16 protein-coding genes are annotated in these 17,020 nt (G+C 64.0%); 6 read left to right on the top strand and 10 right to left on the bottom strand.

All coding sequences use genetic code 11. The features are described from left to right. Window position 1: 1 nt before the first annotated feature. From KPG71_RS01200 to KPG71_RS01225, 6 genes are all read right to left on the bottom strand, one after another. Window positions 2-2,002: an acetyl/propionyl/methylcrotonyl-CoA carboxylase subunit alpha gene (locus KPG71_RS01200; RefSeq protein ID WP_216336147.1), complete on the bottom strand. Its 2,001-nt coding sequence runs from the start codon at window positions 2,000-2,002 to the stop codon at window positions 2-4. Between the two features lie 126 nt (window positions 2,003-2,128). Further along, window positions 2,129-2,338 carry a hypothetical protein gene (locus tag KPG71_RS01205; RefSeq protein ID WP_216336148.1) on the bottom strand — a complete coding sequence of 70 codons (210 nt, stop codon included), beginning with the start codon at window positions 2,336-2,338 and terminating at the stop codon, window positions 2,129-2,131. Between the two features lie 385 nt (window positions 2,339-2,723). After that, the gene (locus KPG71_RS01210) at window positions 2,724-3,083 is read right to left on the bottom strand and encodes a hypothetical protein (RefSeq protein WP_073032638.1); all 360 of its coding nucleotides are present in this window, start codon (window positions 3,081-3,083) and stop codon (window positions 2,724-2,726) included. 228 nt (window positions 3,084-3,311) lie between these two features. Beyond that, window positions 3,312-3,455 carry a hypothetical protein gene (locus KPG71_RS01215; protein ID WP_188744964.1) on the bottom strand — a complete coding sequence of 48 codons (144 nt, stop codon included), beginning with the start codon at window positions 3,453-3,455 and terminating at the stop codon, window positions 3,312-3,314. Between the two features lie 217 nt (window positions 3,456-3,672). Next, window positions 3,673-4,089, bottom strand: a complete 417-nt coding sequence (locus KPG71_RS01220) for a DUF6497 family protein (RefSeq protein WP_367397291.1) — start codon at window positions 4,087-4,089, stop codon at window positions 3,673-3,675. A gap of 13 nt (window positions 4,090-4,102) precedes the next feature. Beyond that, a complete protein-coding gene (locus KPG71_RS01225; protein ID WP_216336150.1) occupies window positions 4,103-5,635 on the bottom strand; it encodes an acyl-CoA carboxylase subunit beta in 1,533 nt (510 codons plus the stop codon). Window positions 5,636-5,914: 279 nt separating this feature from the next. Between KPG71_RS01225 and KPG71_RS01230 the strand changes: the two genes are divergently transcribed. The 3 genes from KPG71_RS01230 (at window position 5,915) to KPG71_RS01240 (ending at window position 9,268) form a co-directional block, all read left to right on the top strand. Beyond that, window positions 5,915-7,390 (top strand): M10 family metallopeptidase C-terminal domain-containing protein, encoded by a 1,476-nt coding sequence (locus KPG71_RS01230; RefSeq protein WP_216336152.1) that lies wholly within the window; start codon window positions 5,915-5,917, stop codon window positions 7,388-7,390. A gap of 102 nt (window positions 7,391-7,492) precedes the next feature. Then, window positions 7,493-8,710, top strand: coding sequence for a multidrug effflux MFS transporter (locus tag KPG71_RS01235; protein ID WP_216336153.1), 1,218 nt, complete (start codon window positions 7,493-7,495; stop codon window positions 8,708-8,710). Window positions 8,711-8,749: 39 nt separating this feature from the next. Further along, complete coding sequence (locus tag KPG71_RS01240; protein ID WP_216336154.1) at window positions 8,750-9,268, top strand: DUF6647 family protein; 519 nt, start codon at window positions 8,750-8,752, stop codon at window positions 9,266-9,268. A 10-nt stretch (window positions 9,269-9,278) separates the two neighbouring features. Here the strand turns inward: KPG71_RS01240 and KPG71_RS01245 are convergent, their stop codons facing one another. Further along, entirely contained in the window at window positions 9,279-9,875 is a 597-nt protein-coding gene (locus KPG71_RS01245) for a LysE/ArgO family amino acid transporter (protein WP_216336155.1), read from the bottom strand. Between the two features lie 89 nt (window positions 9,876-9,964). Between KPG71_RS01245 and KPG71_RS01250 the strand changes: the two genes are divergently transcribed. Then, window positions 9,965-10,855 (top strand): LysR family transcriptional regulator ArgP, encoded by an 891-nt coding sequence (locus KPG71_RS01250; RefSeq protein ID WP_216336156.1) that lies wholly within the window; start codon window positions 9,965-9,967, stop codon window positions 10,853-10,855. Between the two features lie 169 nt (window positions 10,856-11,024). On the opposite strand, the gene KPG71_RS01255 is transcribed toward KPG71_RS01250, so the two are convergent. Continuing rightward, window positions 11,025-11,774 carry a YebC/PmpR family DNA-binding transcriptional regulator gene (locus KPG71_RS01255; RefSeq protein WP_216336157.1) on the bottom strand — a complete coding sequence of 250 codons (750 nt, stop codon included), beginning with the start codon at window positions 11,772-11,774 and terminating at the stop codon, window positions 11,025-11,027. 124 nt (window positions 11,775-11,898) lie between these two features. Here KPG71_RS01255 and KPG71_RS01260 point away from each other — a divergent pair, with 124 nt between their 5' ends. Next, entirely contained in the window at window positions 11,899-13,680 is a 1,782-nt protein-coding gene (locus KPG71_RS01260) for an SLC13 family permease (protein ID WP_216336158.1), read from the top strand. A 7-nt stretch (window positions 13,681-13,687) separates the two neighbouring features. Here KPG71_RS01260 and KPG71_RS01265 read toward each other — a convergent pair whose 3' ends face one another. After that, a complete protein-coding gene (locus KPG71_RS01265) occupies window positions 13,688-15,466 on the bottom strand; it encodes an SLC13 family permease (RefSeq protein WP_216336698.1) in 1,779 nt (592 codons plus the stop codon). A gap of 82 nt (window positions 15,467-15,548) precedes the next feature. After that, window positions 15,549-16,361 (bottom strand): TIGR00282 family metallophosphoesterase, encoded by an 813-nt coding sequence (locus KPG71_RS01270; protein WP_216336159.1) that lies wholly within the window; start codon window positions 16,359-16,361, stop codon window positions 15,549-15,551. 197 nt (window positions 16,362-16,558) lie between these two features. Here KPG71_RS01270 and KPG71_RS01275 point away from each other — a divergent pair, with 197 nt between their 5' ends. Further along, on the top strand, window positions 16,559-16,951 hold the full coding sequence (locus tag KPG71_RS01275; RefSeq protein WP_216336161.1) for a cytochrome c family protein: 393 nt from the start codon (window positions 16,559-16,561) through the stop codon (window positions 16,949-16,951). The last annotated feature ends 69 nt before the right edge of the window (window positions 16,952-17,020 follow it).

Below are 17,020 nucleotides of genomic sequence, written 5' to 3' on the forward strand. Positions count from 1 at the left end.
CTTATTCGAACTCCATGATCACTTCGTCCACGGCAAGGCTGTCGCCCGGCCCGGCATTCACCTTGGTCACGATGCCCTTGCGCTCGGCGCGCAGGATGTTTTCCATCTTCATCGCCTCCACGGTACACAGCGCCTGACCCTCCTGAACCTCGTCGCCCTCTTCCACGTTGATCGCGACGATCAGGCCGGGCATCGGGCACAGCAGCATCTTTGATGTATCAGGCGGAAGTTTCTCGGGCATTAATTCGGCCAGTTCCGCCTGGCGCGGGGTGCGCACATGCACCTTGAGGTCCGCCCCCCGGCTGCGGATGCGGAAGCCCCCCGACACCTTGCCGACCTTCAGAACCAGCGGCGCGCCATCCACCGTCAGATGCGCCAGTTGGTCGCCCGGCGTCCAGTTGCTGGTGACACGCTGCGTATCGCCATCCCCGAAGGTGACGGTCGATCCGTCCCTGTCCGCTGCGATCCGCACCGGGAAACGATGCCCCTGCAGGGTAACCACCCAATCCTCGCCGACATGGCGTTCGTGATTGTCCATCCGCCCCGACACACGGGTGCGCCGGATTTCCGCCACCCGGTGCATCGCCGCACAGCTGGCGGCGATCCGGCGCAGGGCGTCCTCGCCCAGCTCCACGCCTTCGAACCCTTCGGGGTATTCCTCGGCGATAAAGGCGGTGGTCATGTCGCCCGAGACGAACTTGGGATGATCCATCACCGCGCTCAGGAACGGCAGGTTATGCCCGATCCCCTCCACCTCGAACCCGTCCAGCGCGTTGCGCATCCCTTCGATGGCTTCGGCGCGGGTATGACCCCAGGTGCACAGCTTGGCGATCATCGGATCGTAATACATGGAAATCTCGCCGCCCTCGTAGACGCCGGTATCGTTGCGCACCACCGCGCCTTCGACATCCAGTTCCTGCGGCGGGCGATAGCGCGTCAGACGGCCGATCGACGGCAGGAAGTTGCGATACGGGTCTTCGGCATAGAGGCGGCTTTCCATCGCCCAGCCGTTCAGCTTGATGTCGTCCTGGCTCAGCGTCAGCTTTTCGCCATAGGCCACGCGGATCATCTGTTCGACCAGATCGACCCCGGTGATCAGCTCCGTCACCGGATGTTCCACCTGCAAACGGGTGTTCATTTCGAGGAAATAGAAATTCCGGTCGCCATCGACGATGAATTCCACCGTTCCCGCGCTGGCATAATTCACCGCATGCGCCAGCTTCAGCGATTGCTCGCCCATCGCCTTGCGGGTTTCCTCGTCCAGAAACGGGCTCGGGGCCTCTTCGATGACCTTCTGGTTGCGGCGCTGGATCGAGCATTCCCGCTCGCCCAGGTAAACGCCATTGCCATGCCCGTCGCACAGCACCTGGATTTCAATATGGCGCGGCTGCGTGACGAATTTCTCGATGAAGATCCGGTCATCGCCGAAACTGCTGGCCGCCTCGTTCTTCGAACTCTGGAATCCCTCGCGCGCCTCTTCGTCGTTCCAGGCGATGCGCATGCCCTTGCCGCCGCCCCCGGCGCTGGCCTTGATCATCACCGGATAGCCGATCTGCTGGCTGATCTTCACCGCCTCGTCGGCATCCGCGATCAACCCCATCACGCCGGGCACAGTGGACACGCCCGCATCCTGCGCGATCTTCTTGCTGGTGATCTTGTCGCCCATCGCCTCGATCGCGCCCTTGGGCGGCCCGATAAAGGCAACGCCCTCGGCCTCCAGCGCCTCGGCGAATTTGGGGTTTTCCGACAGGAAGCCATATCCGGGATGCACCGCCTCGGCGCCGGTCTGGCGGATCGCCTCCATCACCTTGTCGATCACGATATAGGATTCGTTCGCGGGTGGCGGGCCGATATGCACTGCCTCGTCGGCCATCTGCACATGCAGCGCCTGCGCGTCGGCATCCGAATAGATCGCCACCGTCTGGATGCCCATCTTGCGGGCGGTCTTGATCACCCGGCAGGCGATCTCGCCACGGTTCGCGATCAGGATCTTCTTGAACATGCTGTGTCCCTTCTTCCGGTTCCGGCCCCCGCGGGGGCCACATCAAAAAGACCACCGGCGCAAGGCGCACCGGTGGTCCTGTCAAAATCGTTCCGTATCCGCGCGACAGGCGCGGAGGTTTTCAGATCAGCGGCAACGGCCCGGATAGGCCTTGCAATAGGCGACATTGCCCGCCGCACCGACAAGCGCGCCCGCGCCGATGCTGCCATTGAGCACCGCCGCCGTGCCCGCCCCGGCCCCGGCGCCCAACAACGCCTGCTCGGGCAGGGTGTCTCCGCAAGCCGCAAGCCCAAGCAACCCGGCCCCGGCCAATAGTGTGATGAAACGCTTACGCATGATAATCCACCCTTCTCGATTTCCGTTTTCTCTCTACGGGATATCTGGGGCGGCTCCGCCGCCAGGTCAAAGCCCAGGGCGCATATGCGGCCATGATCGGCGACTTGCCGCCGGTCACGCATCCGCGCCAACATATCGTTTTTCCGAGAAAAAAAGGACGGCCCGCACGAAATGGTGCAAGGCCGTCCACTAGGGGAAGGGTAACGGATAAGACGTCGCGTCTCGACCCCGTGGGGGCGGGGTATCGTTACGAACAATTCAACCGTCGCGCGATAATCGCCCAAACCCAAGCCACCCCGCACGGACCGCCCGAAATCGGCTGTTCTTTGCGTAAAATCCGCCGCACTCGGCAAAAAGACGCCAGTCAGTCGCAGATTCCGCGCCATCACCATCCCTCGTCACCGTCGAAGACCTCGGGAAAGGCGGCGCGGGCGGCCTCGACATCCAGCATCAGCAATGCCTCGTAACTGGCCGGATCGAACGGATCTTCCGCGGGAATCACCTCGCGCCCGAACAGCCAGCTCAGGCGTCCGGCATCCAGATTGCCCCGCTCGAACGGCTGATCGCCGAACTGCTCCCACAGCGCGCGCAAAAAAGCGCTGTCGGCGCGGCGGTCGGCGGGCTTGCGGTCACGGTAGCGTTCGCGCCGGGTGATCGCCGTCACGCCGCGCGGATTGGCCCGGCGAATGGTGAACTGAAAATCCGTTCCCGGCATACGGCTGGGAAAGCCACGATGCTTCAGCATGGCGCACCTGCCGAATCCCGGCGCAGCGCAAGGGGCCGTAGCCCGCCGAAAACCAGTGTTTCAAGGGAAATGAGAGGCGCACCAGCCCTGTTCAGGCGGCGCGTGCAGACCTGGCGATGTCGGAATATGCGCCCTCTGGCGCGACAGGCCAGCCCGGACATCCTGTCCGCTGCGCTGGCAGGTGTCGGGACAGGCCAACCGGCCTGCCCCCGGTAAACCGCTGACGGCTTACTTGTACTTACCGGTGTAGACCGGCTCTTGGCTGACGGGCTCGGGCTCGACGACCACGAACTCTTCTTCAGCCTGCTGAGCGCAAGCAGCTGCGAAAGCGACCAGGCCGAAGGCCAGAATGCTCTTGATGCTGTTCGACATTGTATGTGTCTCCTGTCATTTTTCACGGGCAAACGCAGCGTAAACCGCCCCACCTGCCCCAGTTCCGAGGTATGGGTTACTTGGGTGCAACCGTTTGGCACCATAGCGGAAATTCCGGCGGTTGCATACGCGGCATACGCGAACAGCCGCCGATGTGGCGTCAAAGCCTCATACCCGCCACCGGCATGACCGTTCCGGGCTATATCTTGTGGCCACATCAGAACATCTCCCAGATACAGGTGCCGTTTTCGACACGATATGCCTCGAAAACCTGCGTTACCGTAGGGTCAATCACCCCGAATTCGGTTTCCCGGTCGGACAATGAAATCACGACCTGACGGGGCATCGGCCCGACATTCGACACATGCGGAATCGCATAACTGTTACACAGGAATTCCAGATCGCTCATGATCGTGTCGAACTCTTCCTCTCCGGTGAACCCGGCAGCCACGAATCGGAACCGGTAGGTCAGGCCCTGTCCGGGCTGATTCCACACCATTTCCTGCAACACCGCCTCCAGCCCCGAGGGCAGGGCAAGGCGCTCCTCCTTCGCCTCGCCCTGCTCTGCCGCGCCGGCCTGACCGATGGTCAGCGCCAGCAGCGCGGCGGGGATATGCAGGCCTCTCGCCCTCACAGCGCGCCGCGTCTCACAACGGGATATTGTCGTGCTTTTTCCACGGGTTGCTCAGCTTCTTGTTGCGCAGCGCGGCAAAGGCGCGACTGACGCGCTTGCGGGTGCTGCGCGGCTGGATCACCTCGTCGATAAAGCCGCGTTCGGCCGCCACGAAGGGATTGGCAAAGCGGTCTTCGTAATCCCTGGTATGCGCGGCAATCTTGTCGGCATCGCCCAGGTCGGCGCGGTGGATGATCTCTGTCGCGCCCTTGGCGCCCATCACCGCGATTTCCGCCGTCGGCCAGGCATAGTTGAAATCGCCGCGCAGGTGCTTGGAGGACATCACGTCATAGGCCCCGCCATAGGCCTTGCGGGTGATCACCGTGACCTTGGGCACCGTCGCCTCGCCATAGGCGAACAACAGCTTGGCGCCGTGCTTGATCACCCCGCCATATTCCTGGCTGGTCCCCGGCAGGAACCCAGGCACATCCACCAGCGTCAGGATCGGAATCTCGAAGCAGTCGCAGAACCGCACGAAGCGCGCCGCCTTGCGGCTGGAATCGATATCCAGACAGCCCGCCAGAACCATCGGCTGGTTCGCCACCACGCCCACGGTCTGCCCTTCCAGACGGATAAAGCCGGTGATGATGTTCTTGGCGTAATCTTCCTGAATTTCATAGAAATCGCCCTCGTCGGCGACCTTCTCGATCAGTTCCTTCATGTCATAGGGCGTGTTCGGGTTGGCCGGGATCAGGGTATCCAGGCTTTCCTCCACGCGGCCCGGCTCGTCGAAGAACGGGCGCACCGGGGGCTTTTCACGATTGTTCAGCGGCAGGAAATCGACCAGCCGGCGCACCTCGGCCAGCGCCTCGACATCGTTCTCGAACGCCCCGTCCGCGACCGAACTCTTGCGCGTATGGGTCACCGCGCCGCCCAGTTCCTCGGCGGTCACCTGTTCGTTGGTCACGGTTTTCACCACATCGGGGCCGGTCACGAACATGTACGAGCTGTCCTTGACCATGAAGATGAAGTCCGTCATCGCCGGGCTGTATACCGCACCGCCCGCGCACGGGCCCATGATCACGCTGATCTGCGGGATCACGCCCGAGGCTTCGATATTGCGCTGGAACACCTCGGCATAGCCCGCAAGGCTGTCCACGCCTTCCTGAATGCGCGCCCCGCCCGAATCGTTCAGGCCGATCACCGGCGCACCGTTCTGCATCGCCATATCCATGATCTTGCAGATCTTCTCGGCATGGGTTTCCGACAGTGACCCGCCGAACACGGTGAAATCCTGACTGAAGACATAGACCATCCGGCCATTGATCGTGCCCCAGCCGGTCACGACACCATCGCCATAGGGGCGCTCTTTCTCCATGCCGAAATCGGTGCAGCGATGCGCCTTGAACATGTCGAACTCTTCAAAGCTGTCCTCGTCCAGCAACAGTTCGATCCGCTCGCGGGCGGTCAGCTTGCCCTTGGAGTGCTGCGCGTCGATCCGTCTCTGCCCGCCGCCCAGCCGGGCCTCGTCGCGGCGATCCTCGAGTTCCTGAAGGATATCTTTCATGTCGGTCCCCTTGCGATTTTGCGCGACCATAGGCAATGCAGGCGCTGTCACAAAGAAGAATCCGGCAAATTTGCAAACCAAAGCAAAACACGTTCTGCATAACTGCAAAACTGCAAATTCCGCCACCGCGCCGCAATCACGACATCACGCGCTGACGACTCGGGGGTCACACCCAGGCATCACACAACCGGAACGCGGACGAGATCACTTCCTTTTCTCCCGCAGCGGTGCTACCACCGCCCGCAAAAGTTGCGTAGCGGGTACAGACAGAGGTCAAACATGGCAATCAATCTCGACACCCTTGCCGAGGAAATGCAGTTTTCCTTCATTGCGGACAAGGACCCGTACTCAACCGTATTACTGACATACTCGTTTGCCGAGTGGTCGCAGCCTGCCGACCTCCCCACCAGCGGAAGCTATACGGGATGGACGCCGTTCACCGAAGCGGAACAGGACGAAGTCCGCCTGATGCTTGAACATATCGAGACCTTCCTCGACGTCCACTTCATGGAAGTCCCAATCGGGACGGTAGAACCGGACCTCAATTTCGGCAAGGTGGACATGCCGTTCTACATCGCGGGCGAAGGCGGCCCGTCGATTTCCTATATCGGAACAGAAATTCTCGATTGGGACGGGTTCGCCGTCTTCAATAACACGCTCGACCTCGCCAGCGGTCAGCGCGGCTTGATCCTCCACGAAATCGGCCATGCGCTCGGGCTGAAACACTCGTTCAGCTCCCCCGCCGTTCCGGACGAGTACGAGAACAACAAATTCACGCTCATGTCCTATACCGTCAACCCCGATACCGGGGTTGATGCCGACGCGATGCAGGTCTTCGACATCTACGCATTGCAGGATATCTGGGGTGCGAACACGACCCACAACTATTTCGAGGACACCTATACCGGCAGACGGACCGCCACGACCGACGTGATCTGGGATGCCGGCGGGACCGATGCGCTGGACGCCAGCGCGGACCCGGACGGCGCGATCCTGGATTTGCGACAGGGCGAATATTCCACGTTCGGCGCCTATCAGGATGTGGCCATCGCCTATGGGACAGTGATCGAAAACGCCATCGGCAGCGATTTCGCCGATACGATCACCGGCAATGACGGCGACAACGCCATTTGGGGCAATGACAAAAACGATTACATCGACGCCCTGGACGGTGATGACGTGGTCTGGGGCGGACGCAACAACGATCAGATATTGGGGCGAAACGGCGACGATACGCTTTATGGCGACAAGGGCGCCGACAGGCTTCAGGGACAGAACGGCAACGATGTCCTGTACGGCGCTCAGGGCCGGGACCGGCTGTACGGCGCCAATGATGACGACAAACTGTTCGGCGGCGGCGGCCAGGACCTGTTGCTCGGCGGAAACGGGCGCGACAGCCTGACCGGGGGATGGGGCGACGACACGCTCGAAGGCGGCGCCGACCGGGACACGCTCATCGGCGGTCAGGGCGAAGATATCCTGCACGGTCAGGGCGGGCGGGACAGGTTGGTCGGCGGCACGCAGGCCGATACCTTTATCTTCGCCCTGGGCGACAACCACGACACGATCGTCGACTTCGAAGACGACATCGACCTGATCCAGTTCATCGGCCTTGGGTCCGAAGCCGAGATCCTGAACCTGGCGGAACAGGTTGGCAACGATGTCCGATGGGATTTCGGCCAGGACGACAAGCTTGTCGTCCTCGACACCACGATCGCCGACGTGTGGGACGATATCGCGATCGTCACGGTCTGATTTTTCATGCGGGGTCTGACCGGCCCCGCATACCGCATCTGTGCATTTCGCCACAGATCCTTGTGCATGGACAAAACCGCAGGGCAGGCCTAACCCTGTTCCATGACCGACATGCATCCCCCCCGATTTCTGGATCGCGCCTCGCCGCCGCATATCGCCACGCTGATCCTGCTGGCGGGGATATCGGCGCTGGCCATGAACATCTTTCTGCCCTCCCTGCCGGGCATGGCGGCCTATTTCGACACGGAATACCGGGTGCTGCAACTTTCGGTCGCCCTGTATCTGGGGGTAAACGCGGCACTTCAGATCGTCATGGGGCCGATCTCGGACCGCCTCGGCCGCCGCCCCGTGATCCTCGGCGGGCTGGCGATTTTCCTGATCGCCACCCTAGGCTGCATATTCGCCACCAACACCCTGATGTTCCTGACATTCCGCATGTTTCAGGCCACCGTCGTTGTGGCGATGGTGCTCAGCCGCGCCGTGGTGCGCGACATGGTCCCCGAAGACCAGGCCGCCAGCATGATCGGCTATGTCACGATGGGCATGGCGGTGGTTCCGATGATCGGCCCGACCATCGGCGGGGCGCTGGATCAGATGTTCGGCTGGCAGGCCAGTTTCTGGGCTCTGTTCCTCCTCGGAGCGATGGTCACATGGCTGACATGGCGCGACCTCGGCGAAACCGCGCCGCAGTCTGGCCAGACCCTGCGCCAGCAGATCGCGGACTACCCCGAGCTTCTGACCTCGCCCCGTTTCTGGGGCTACGCGATGGCCACGGCGCTGTCCTCGGGCGCGTTCTTTGCCTATCTGGGCGGCGCACCCTTCGTGGGCGACCGGGTCTTCGGGCTCGATCCGGCGGTTCTGGGGCTCTATTTCGGAGCGCCCGCCGTCGGCTACATGCTGGGCAATTTCATCTCGGGGCGCTTCTCGACGCGTCTCGGCGTCAACCGCATGGTCCTGTGGGGCACAGTGATCAATGCCGTCGGAATTGCCGTCAATCTCGGCCTGTTCTACGCAGGCTTCGGCACACCGCTCACCTTCTTCGGACTGATGACGATGATGGGGCTCGGCAACGGCATGGTCATTCCCAACGCCACCGCCGGGGCGCTGTCGGTGCGCCCGCACCTGGCCGGCACCGCCAGCGGGTTGTCCGGCGCGCTGATGATCGGCGGCGGCGCGGCGCTGTCGGCCCTGGCCGGGCTGCTCCTCACCCCCGGCTCCGGGGCCTACCCGCTCCTGTGGATCATGCTGACCACCTCCTTGGCCGGGATCGCCGCCATCGTTCTGGTCATCCGGCGCGAACGCCGCCTGTCCCTGCCCTGAGCCTTTACGCCCCCCGGTCCCGCAGGCATGATCGGGGCCATGATGCGTGCGCCCCTTACCCTTTTCGCCTGGATCGCGATGGCCCTGCCCCTCGCGGCACAGCCTGCCGAAGATTGCGCGTCCCCGTCGCCACCATCACCGGACCTTATCCGGGACCTGACCCGCTGGATCGGCACGCAAACTGATTACGACATCACCCGAACGCTGCAGGACCCGCCCGAAATCAGCTTCTGCCAGACGGGCGAGATCATCACCTACGAGGGGCACAACCTGCTGGTCGACCCCACGCTGCGCGCGGCCTATGACCTGTCCGCGCGCCATATCTACCTTGTCCTGCCTTGGAATGCCGAAAACACCAGCCATGTCTCGGCCCTGCTGCACGAACTGATCCACGACGTGCAAATGGCCAACCGCGACTGGCCCTGCATCGGCGCGCCTGAATGGCAGGCCTACAAGTTACAGGAAGAATGGCTGCTGGAACGCGGGATCGACCCTGAATTCGACTGGATGTCGATCTACATGTGGTCGCGCTGCCCCCGCGACGTGCACCCCGATTAGGCCAACCCGCCTACCCCGCCAACAACTTGGCGGCAATCGCCCACATGGTCGCCCCCACCACGGCATCCAGCACCCGCCAGCTGACGGGGCGGCGAAACAGCGGCGCCAGCCCCCGCGCGCCAAAGCCAAGCCCGAAGAAGAACACGAAACTCGCCAGAACCGCCCCGGCGGCAAAGCCGAACTTATCGTCGTATTGCGCACTGACCGAGCCCAGCAGAACCACCGTATCCAGATAGACATGCGGATTGAGCCATGTCAGAGCCAGACAGGTCAGCAGCGCCCGCCGCAGGCTGGCGGCGCCCTCGCCCGCCTCCAGGCTCTCGCCACCGCGCCACGCGGCGATGAAATTGCGCGCGCCATACCAGATCAGGAATGCCGCCCCGCCATAGCGCATGACCCCCTCCAGCCCCGGCACCGCACGGGCCAGCGCGCCAAAGCCCAACACCCCCGCCGTCACCAGCACCGCATCCGACAGCGCACAGATCAGAACCACGGGCAGCACATGCTCGCGCCGCAACCCCTGCCGCAACACGAAGGCATTCTGCGCTCCGATGGCCAGGATAAGAGAAAACCCAAGGGCGAACCCCGCGCCCATCGCCTGCGTCATACCTGCCTCCACAATCCGACAGGGGCTTGCCTAACGGTCCGCGTCACATTACTCAAATTAAAGCTCATGCCCCGGCATCAGGATTGCTAATGCATCTCGACCCCGCCCAGCTTGCCGCCCTCTCGGCCATCCTTCGCACAGGCGGCTTTGCCGCCGCGGCGCAGGATCTGGGCGTCACCCAATCCGCCATCTCGCAACGCCTCAAGACGCTCGAGGATCGCGTCGGCGCGCAGCTCGTGACGCGCGGCCAGCCCTGCACCGGCACCGAAACCGGACGCCGCCTTGCCGCCCATGCCGAACAGGTCGGCCTGCTCGAAGCGCGGCTTGCCCGCGACATCGGCGCGCTCGCCCCCGCCCCCGACACCCGCCTGCGGATCGCCGTCAACGCCGACAGCCTTGCCACCTGGGTTCTGGACGCGCTCGCTCGGGTGCCGGACCATACCTTCAGCCTGGTGATCGACGATCAGGACGTATCCGCCGAATGGCTCCGCCGGGGCGAGGTCGTGGGCGCGGTCACCGCCAGTTCAACGCCGGTCGCCGGATGCGATGCCACACCGCTCGGCACCCTGCGCTACATTCCCACCGCCAGCCCCGCCTACATGGCCCGGCATTTCCCCGACGGCCTGACGCCCGAGACCATCGCCCACGCCCCGATGCTGCGCTTCAACGCCAAGGACCGGCTGCAACACCGCTGGATCGCGCGCTACATGGGGCTGCAGGCCAGCCCGCCCTTTCACGATATCGCCTCCTCGCAGGCCTTCGTGCGCGCCGCCTGCCTCGGGCTCGGCTGGGGCCTCAACCCCGACCATCTGGTGCAGGCAGACCTGGCGCGCGGCACGCTCGTGCCGCTCCTGCCCGACAGCCCGATGGACACGCCGCTCTACTGGCAATCCTCGCGCCTGCTCGGCCCCGCCCTCGCGCCGCTCACCCGCGCCATCCGCCACGCCGCCCGCACCTGCCTGCACCCGATGGAGGGATAGCCGGACAGCCCGGTTTGCGTCCATCATGGACGCAAATTTAATAGCACCCCCCGATTTCCGTACAAAACCCGCGTACACTTCGTACGTTTTGTACAAATTCTTATTCCCTCCGGCGAAACGAAAAACGGCGCCCGTCAAGGCGCCGCTTTCAAACCATATGACTGCCGCGTTACTCCGCCGCCAGCTGGTCCATCACCTCGTCGGAAGCTTCGAAATTGGCGGTCACGCGCTGCACGTCGTCGTCATCTTCCAGCGCGTCGATCAGCTTCATCAGCTTCTGCATGCCGTCCAGATCCATATCGGTCGTGGTCGTCGGCTTCCACACCAGCTTGGTCGACTCGCTTTCGCCCAACTCGTTCTCAAGCGCGCTGGACACGTCGTTCAGGTCGGTATCGGCGCACCAGATGATGTGGCCGTCCTCGCTGCTTTCCACGTCCTCGGCCCCCGCCTCGATTGCGGCCATCATCACCGTGTCGGCATCGCCCACCTCGGCGGGATATGTCACCTCGCCCTTGCGCTCGAACATGAAACCGACGCTGCCGGTCTCGCCCAGGTTGCCGCCGTTCTTGGTAAAGGTCGACCGCACGTTGCTGGCGGTGCGGTTGCGGTTGTCGGTCATCGCCTCGACGATCACCGCCACCCCGTTCGGGCCGTAACCCTCATAGCGGATTTCCTCGTAATCCTCACCCTCGCCCGCCGAAGATTTCTTGATCGCGCGGTCGATCACGTCCTTGGGCACCGAATTGGACTTGGCCTCTTTCACCGCCAGACGCAGGCGCGGGTTTTTTTCGGGGTCCGGGTCGCCCATCTTGGCGGCAATGGTTATCTCTTTGGAAAGCTTCGAGAAAAGCTTGGACCGCGCAGCGTCCTGACGCCCTTTGCGGTGCTGAATATTTGCCCATTTGGAATGGCCGGCCATACGTGTCTCCGATTGGAATGTCCCTGATTTCGGCCTGATATAGGACAGGCCAAGCCCCTATCGCAACCCGCTTGCGCCGCGCCGCCCAATCGGGTTGGCTGAACGAACGAAACCGGAGAGCGTCATGAATGTCGATCAGATCATCCTGTTTTCCCTGTTCGGAGCCTTGTTCACCCTGCTGATCTGGGGCCGCTACCGCTATGACCTCGTGGCGTTTGCCACGCTGCTCTGCGCCGTGGTTCTGGGCGTGGTGCCCGCCGAAACGGCCTTTACCGGATTCGGCCACCCGGCGACGATCATCGTGGCGCTGGTGCTGGTCGTGTCGACGGGTCTGGTCAATGCGGGCGCGGTTCAGATGATCACCCGCACGGTGGTGGACGGCGGGCGCAGCCTGCACTCCCATATCGCGCTCCTCGGGGGGATCGGTGCGGTATTGTCCGGCTTCATCAACAACGTGGCGGCCCTCGCCCTGCTCATGCCGGTCGACATACAGGCCGCCCGCAAGGCCAATCGCGCCCCCGGCCTTTCTCTGATGCCGCTCAGCTTCGCGACGATTCTGGGCGGCATGGTCACCCTGATCGGCACGCCGCCCAACATCATCATCGCCTCGATCCGCGAGGCCGAACTGGGCCGCCCTTTCGAGATGTTCGATTTCGCCCCGGTCGGGGTGGTGACGGCACTGGCCGGTATGGCCTTTGTCACGCTGGTCGGATGGCGGCTGATCCCCGAACGCGCCGCCACCCGTGACCCGGCCGGAGCGCTGCAGGAAACCTCGGCCTACCTCGCCGAACTCTCGGTGCCCGACGACAACGACATCGTCGGCAAACGCCTGTCCGACCTCGATGAAACCGCCACGAAAAGCGATGTGTCGATCCTCGGCCTGATCCGTGACGGCACCCGCCGCTACGGCAGTTCGCGCAACACCGCACTCAAGGCCGACGACATCCTCGTGCTCGAAGCGCAGCCCGACGCGCTCGACGATTTCCGCGCCGCGCTCGGGCTGGCCTATACCGATGCCGACCGGCGCGAGTTGATCGAGGGCGAAACCGACGGGCTGACCCTGATCGAAGCCGTCGTGCCCCGCGATGCGCGCATCGCGGGCACCTCGGCGCAGGCCGTGGGCCTGCACTGGCGGCAGCGCTCGGTCATCGTCGGCGTGTCACGTCAGGGGCGGCGCATCACGCAGAACCTGCGCCGGGCCGAAATCAGGGCCGGTGACATCCTGCTGCTGCTGACCCCCGCCGACACCGGGGCGCAGGTGATCCGCTGGCTGGGATGCCTGCCACTGGCCGAACGCGGCCTGTCGATCACCCAGCAACACAAAAGCTGGCTGGCCATCGCCCTGTTCATCGCCGCCGTCGGTGCCGCAACCGCCGGGCTGATCCCGCTCTCCATCGGGCTGGGGGGCGTGGTGGTGGGTTATGTTCTCAGCGGGATCGTGCCGCTGCGCGAACTTTACGATCAGATCGAATGGCCCGTGGTGGTCCTGCTCGGCTCGCTCATCCCCCTGGGCGAGGCGCTCAACGACAGCGGCGGAACCGAGCTTCTGGCCTCGCAATTGGTCGGGCTGACCGGCGACCTGCCGGCATGGGCCATCCTCGCGGTGCTCATGGCCGTGACGATGACCCTCTCGGACGTGCTCAACAATACCGCCACGGCGATTGTCGCGGCCCCCGTGGGAATCGAGATCGCCAACCGGCTGGATGCCGCGCCCAATGCCTTCCTGATGGCGGTCGCGGTCGGGGCCTCCTCGGCCTTCCTCACCCCTATCGGACACAAGAACAACACGCTGATTCTCGGGCCCGGCGGCTATCGCTTCGGCGATTACTGGCGCATGGGCCTGCCGCTCGAACTGATCGTCATCGCCGTGTCGGTGCCGATGATCCTGCTGGTCTGGCCGCTCTGAGCGCCGCTCACAACGGCCAAATCAGCGGAATAAGCGCACTGGCCAGCAACCCCACGCTCAGGTTCAGCGGAATACCGACCTTCATGAAATCGGTGAACTTGTACCCGCCGGGGCCATACACCAGCGTGTTCGTCTGGTATCCGATGGGGGTCGCGAAACTGGCCGAGGCCGCGACCATCACCGCCACCACCAGCGGGCGCGCGTCGATCCCCATGACATCGGCCAGCCCGATGGCGATCGGCGTGACCACCACCGCCACCGCATTGTTGCTGACAAGCTCGGTCAGCACCGAGGTCAGCAGGTACACCGCCCAGACGATCATCACCGGCGGCAGGGCCGACAGGACCGGTGCCAGCGCCTCGACGATCAGGCGCACCGCGCCCGACGCCTCCAGGGCCGCACCAATCGCCAGCATGGCGAAAATCAGCGCCAGCAACCGCCCGTCGATAAAGGAAAACGCCTCGTCCGCGTCGATGCAGCGCGTCACCAGCACCACCGCCACCGCGACAACGGCCAGCGCCAGAATGGGCGCGACGCCAAAAGCCGCAAGCGCGACGATCCCGGCCAGCGCGGCCACCGCCAGCGGTGCATGCCCCCGCCGGAACGCCCGCGCCGAAGGTTTCGAGACATCCACGAGGTCCATCTCGCGCGACAGGCGCTGAATGTCCTCGGGCGCGCCCTCCAGCAGCAGGGTATCGCCCACCCGCACCACCAGATCGTCCAGTTGCCGCCCGATATTCTGGTTCCGCCGGTGCACCGCCAGCGGATAGACCCCGAACCGCCGCCGCAACCGCATCGACCCCAGGGTGCGCCCCACCATGCGGCATCCCGGCGTGATCAGCACCTCGACCGTGGTGGTTTCCACCGCCGACACCTGATCGACCCGCTTCAGGCTCTTGTTGCGCTGAAGGCTCAGAAGTTCGGTCATCTGCGTGCGCAGCACCACCCGGTCGCCCACCTGCAACTGCACGCCTTTCAGGTTGCGCCGCAATGACAGATCGCCCCGGATCACGTCGATCAGGCGCACACCCTCACGCTTGAACAGCTGCACACCCGTCACCTCGCGCCCGATCAGGTTGGAATCCGGCGGGATGACCGCCTCGGTAAAGAATTTCATCCGCGAGCGGTCCGACAGCATGTCGGCCATCGACGCCCGGTCCGGCAACAGGTGCGGCCCGACGAAGCGCAGATAGAGCGCGCCCCAGATCACCAGCACGATAGCCAGCGGCGTGACCTCGAAGATGCTGAACGGCTCCATCCCGTGGGTGCGCGCCACACCATCCACCAGCAGGTTGGTCGAGGTCCCGATCAGCGTCAGCGTCCCCCCCAGGATGGCGGCATAGCTCAGCGGAATCAGTAGCTTGCTGGCTGGCATCCCCAGGGTGCGCGCCAGTTGCACGAAGACCGGGATCATCACCACCACCACCGGCGTATTGTTCATGAAGGCCGATCCGGCCAGAACGCAGACGAACAACAGCACGATGGCCACCCTGGGGCGTTCCTTGGCCTCCCGGTCCGCCAGAGAGGTCAGCGCATCCAACGCCCCGGTGCGCACCAGCGCCCCCATGATGATGAACAGCATGGCGATGGTCCAAGGCGCCGGGTTGGACAGCACATCAAGCGCCGCGCCATAGGGCAGCACCCCAAGCGCCAACAGCAAGGCCGCACCGCTGATCGCCACGACCTCGGTCGGATAGACCTCGCGGATGAACAGCACGAACATCGCCGCGACGACAATCAGGGTCACAACCGCCTGTCCCGTCTGGGAAAACTCGAAAACGTCCATCATACCTGCCTGTTGCAAAAAATGGCTGCCGGGCATTTTCGCCGATGGCGCGGGGCGCGGCAAGCGCCATCGCGACAGAGCGTTACGGCGCGGCCTGTTCCAGCCGCCCGCCCTGCCGGACCATGGCACAGCGCAGGGCCTTGCCGGTCTTGTCGTCGGTCTCCACGAACAGCCCCGACAGCGTGACATCGCCCAGGGCGGGCTGGAACCGGCCCTTGCTCATGCCGGTCACGAAGCGGCGCATCGGCTCGGCCTTTTCCATGCCGATGACCGAATCGTAATCGCCGCACATGCCCGCATCGCTCTGGAACGCGGTGCCGCCCGGCAATACCTGTGCATCCGCCGTAGGGATATGAGTATGGGTGCCCACGACGACGCTGGCGCGCCCGTCGCAGAAATGGCCCATCCCCACCTTTTCGCTGGTCGCCTCGCAATGCATGTCGATCAGGGCCGCCTGCACCGCCCCGCCGCGCGGATGGGCGCGCAGCACCGCATCGGCCGCCGAAAACGGATCGTCAAAGCAGCGCTTCATGAACACCTGCCCCAGCACCTGCGCCACCAGCACCTTGCGCCCGCGCGCATCGGTGAACACCCGATGCCCCCGCCCCGGCGCATCCTTGGCAAAGTTGATGGGCCGGATGACGCGCGGCTCGGTCTCGATGAATTGCAGCATGTCGCGCTGATCGAAGGCATGATCGCCCAGGGTCACGCAATCCGCACCCGCATCCAGAAGCAGCTTTGCGTGATCCCCGGTCAGGCCCATTCCGCCCGACGCGTTTTCACCGTTGACCACGACAAAATCCAGCCGCCACTCGTCTCGCAGCCGCGGCAGGGTATCGGCCACCGCACGCCGCCCCGCCCGGCCCACGACATCGCCCAGAAACAGAATTCTCATGAGCGGATTGGTAGGCCCGGCCACGGCCAAACGCAAGACCCGCCACCGCGCCCGGCGCACCGCCGCCCGCCCTGCGGGACGACAAAACGCCGCTGCAAATTCCCGCCTGCACGGCCAAGGAATGCTTGCTGCAGGGCCTCAGCTTGCTATGTATTGGGAGCAAACGCGCGTTCGACAACCATTATAACGAGGTCGGAATGAAAACTCTCATCACAGCAACCGCCGCCATGTTGGCCCTCGCCGCTCCGGCGCTGGCCGAAGGCGACGCAGCCGCCGGCGAAAAGGAATTTCGCAAGTGCAAGTCCTGCCACATGATCGAATCCCCCGCAGGTGAATCGATCGTCAAGGGCGGGCGCGTCGGGCCCAACCTTTACGGGATCATCGGGCGCACCGCAGGCACGGTCGAGGATTTCCGCTATGGCGAAGCCCTCGCCGCCAAGGGCGAAGAAGGCCTTGTCTGGGATCAGGAAAACATCGTCGAGTACATGAAAGACCCGGCCGAATTCATCGGCGGACGCTCGAAAATGACCTTCAAACTTCGCAAGGGCGGCGAAGACGTTGCGGCCTACCTGGCGACATTCTCGGAATAAACACCGAAAAATCAACGCATTACACAAAGCCGCGCGGCCTTTGCCGCGCGGCTTTTCCTTTGGGCCGCC

The organism is Roseovarius sp. PS-C2, from assembly GCF_018862045.1.
GTDB lineage: Bacteria > Pseudomonadota > Alphaproteobacteria > Rhodobacterales > Rhodobacteraceae > Roseovarius.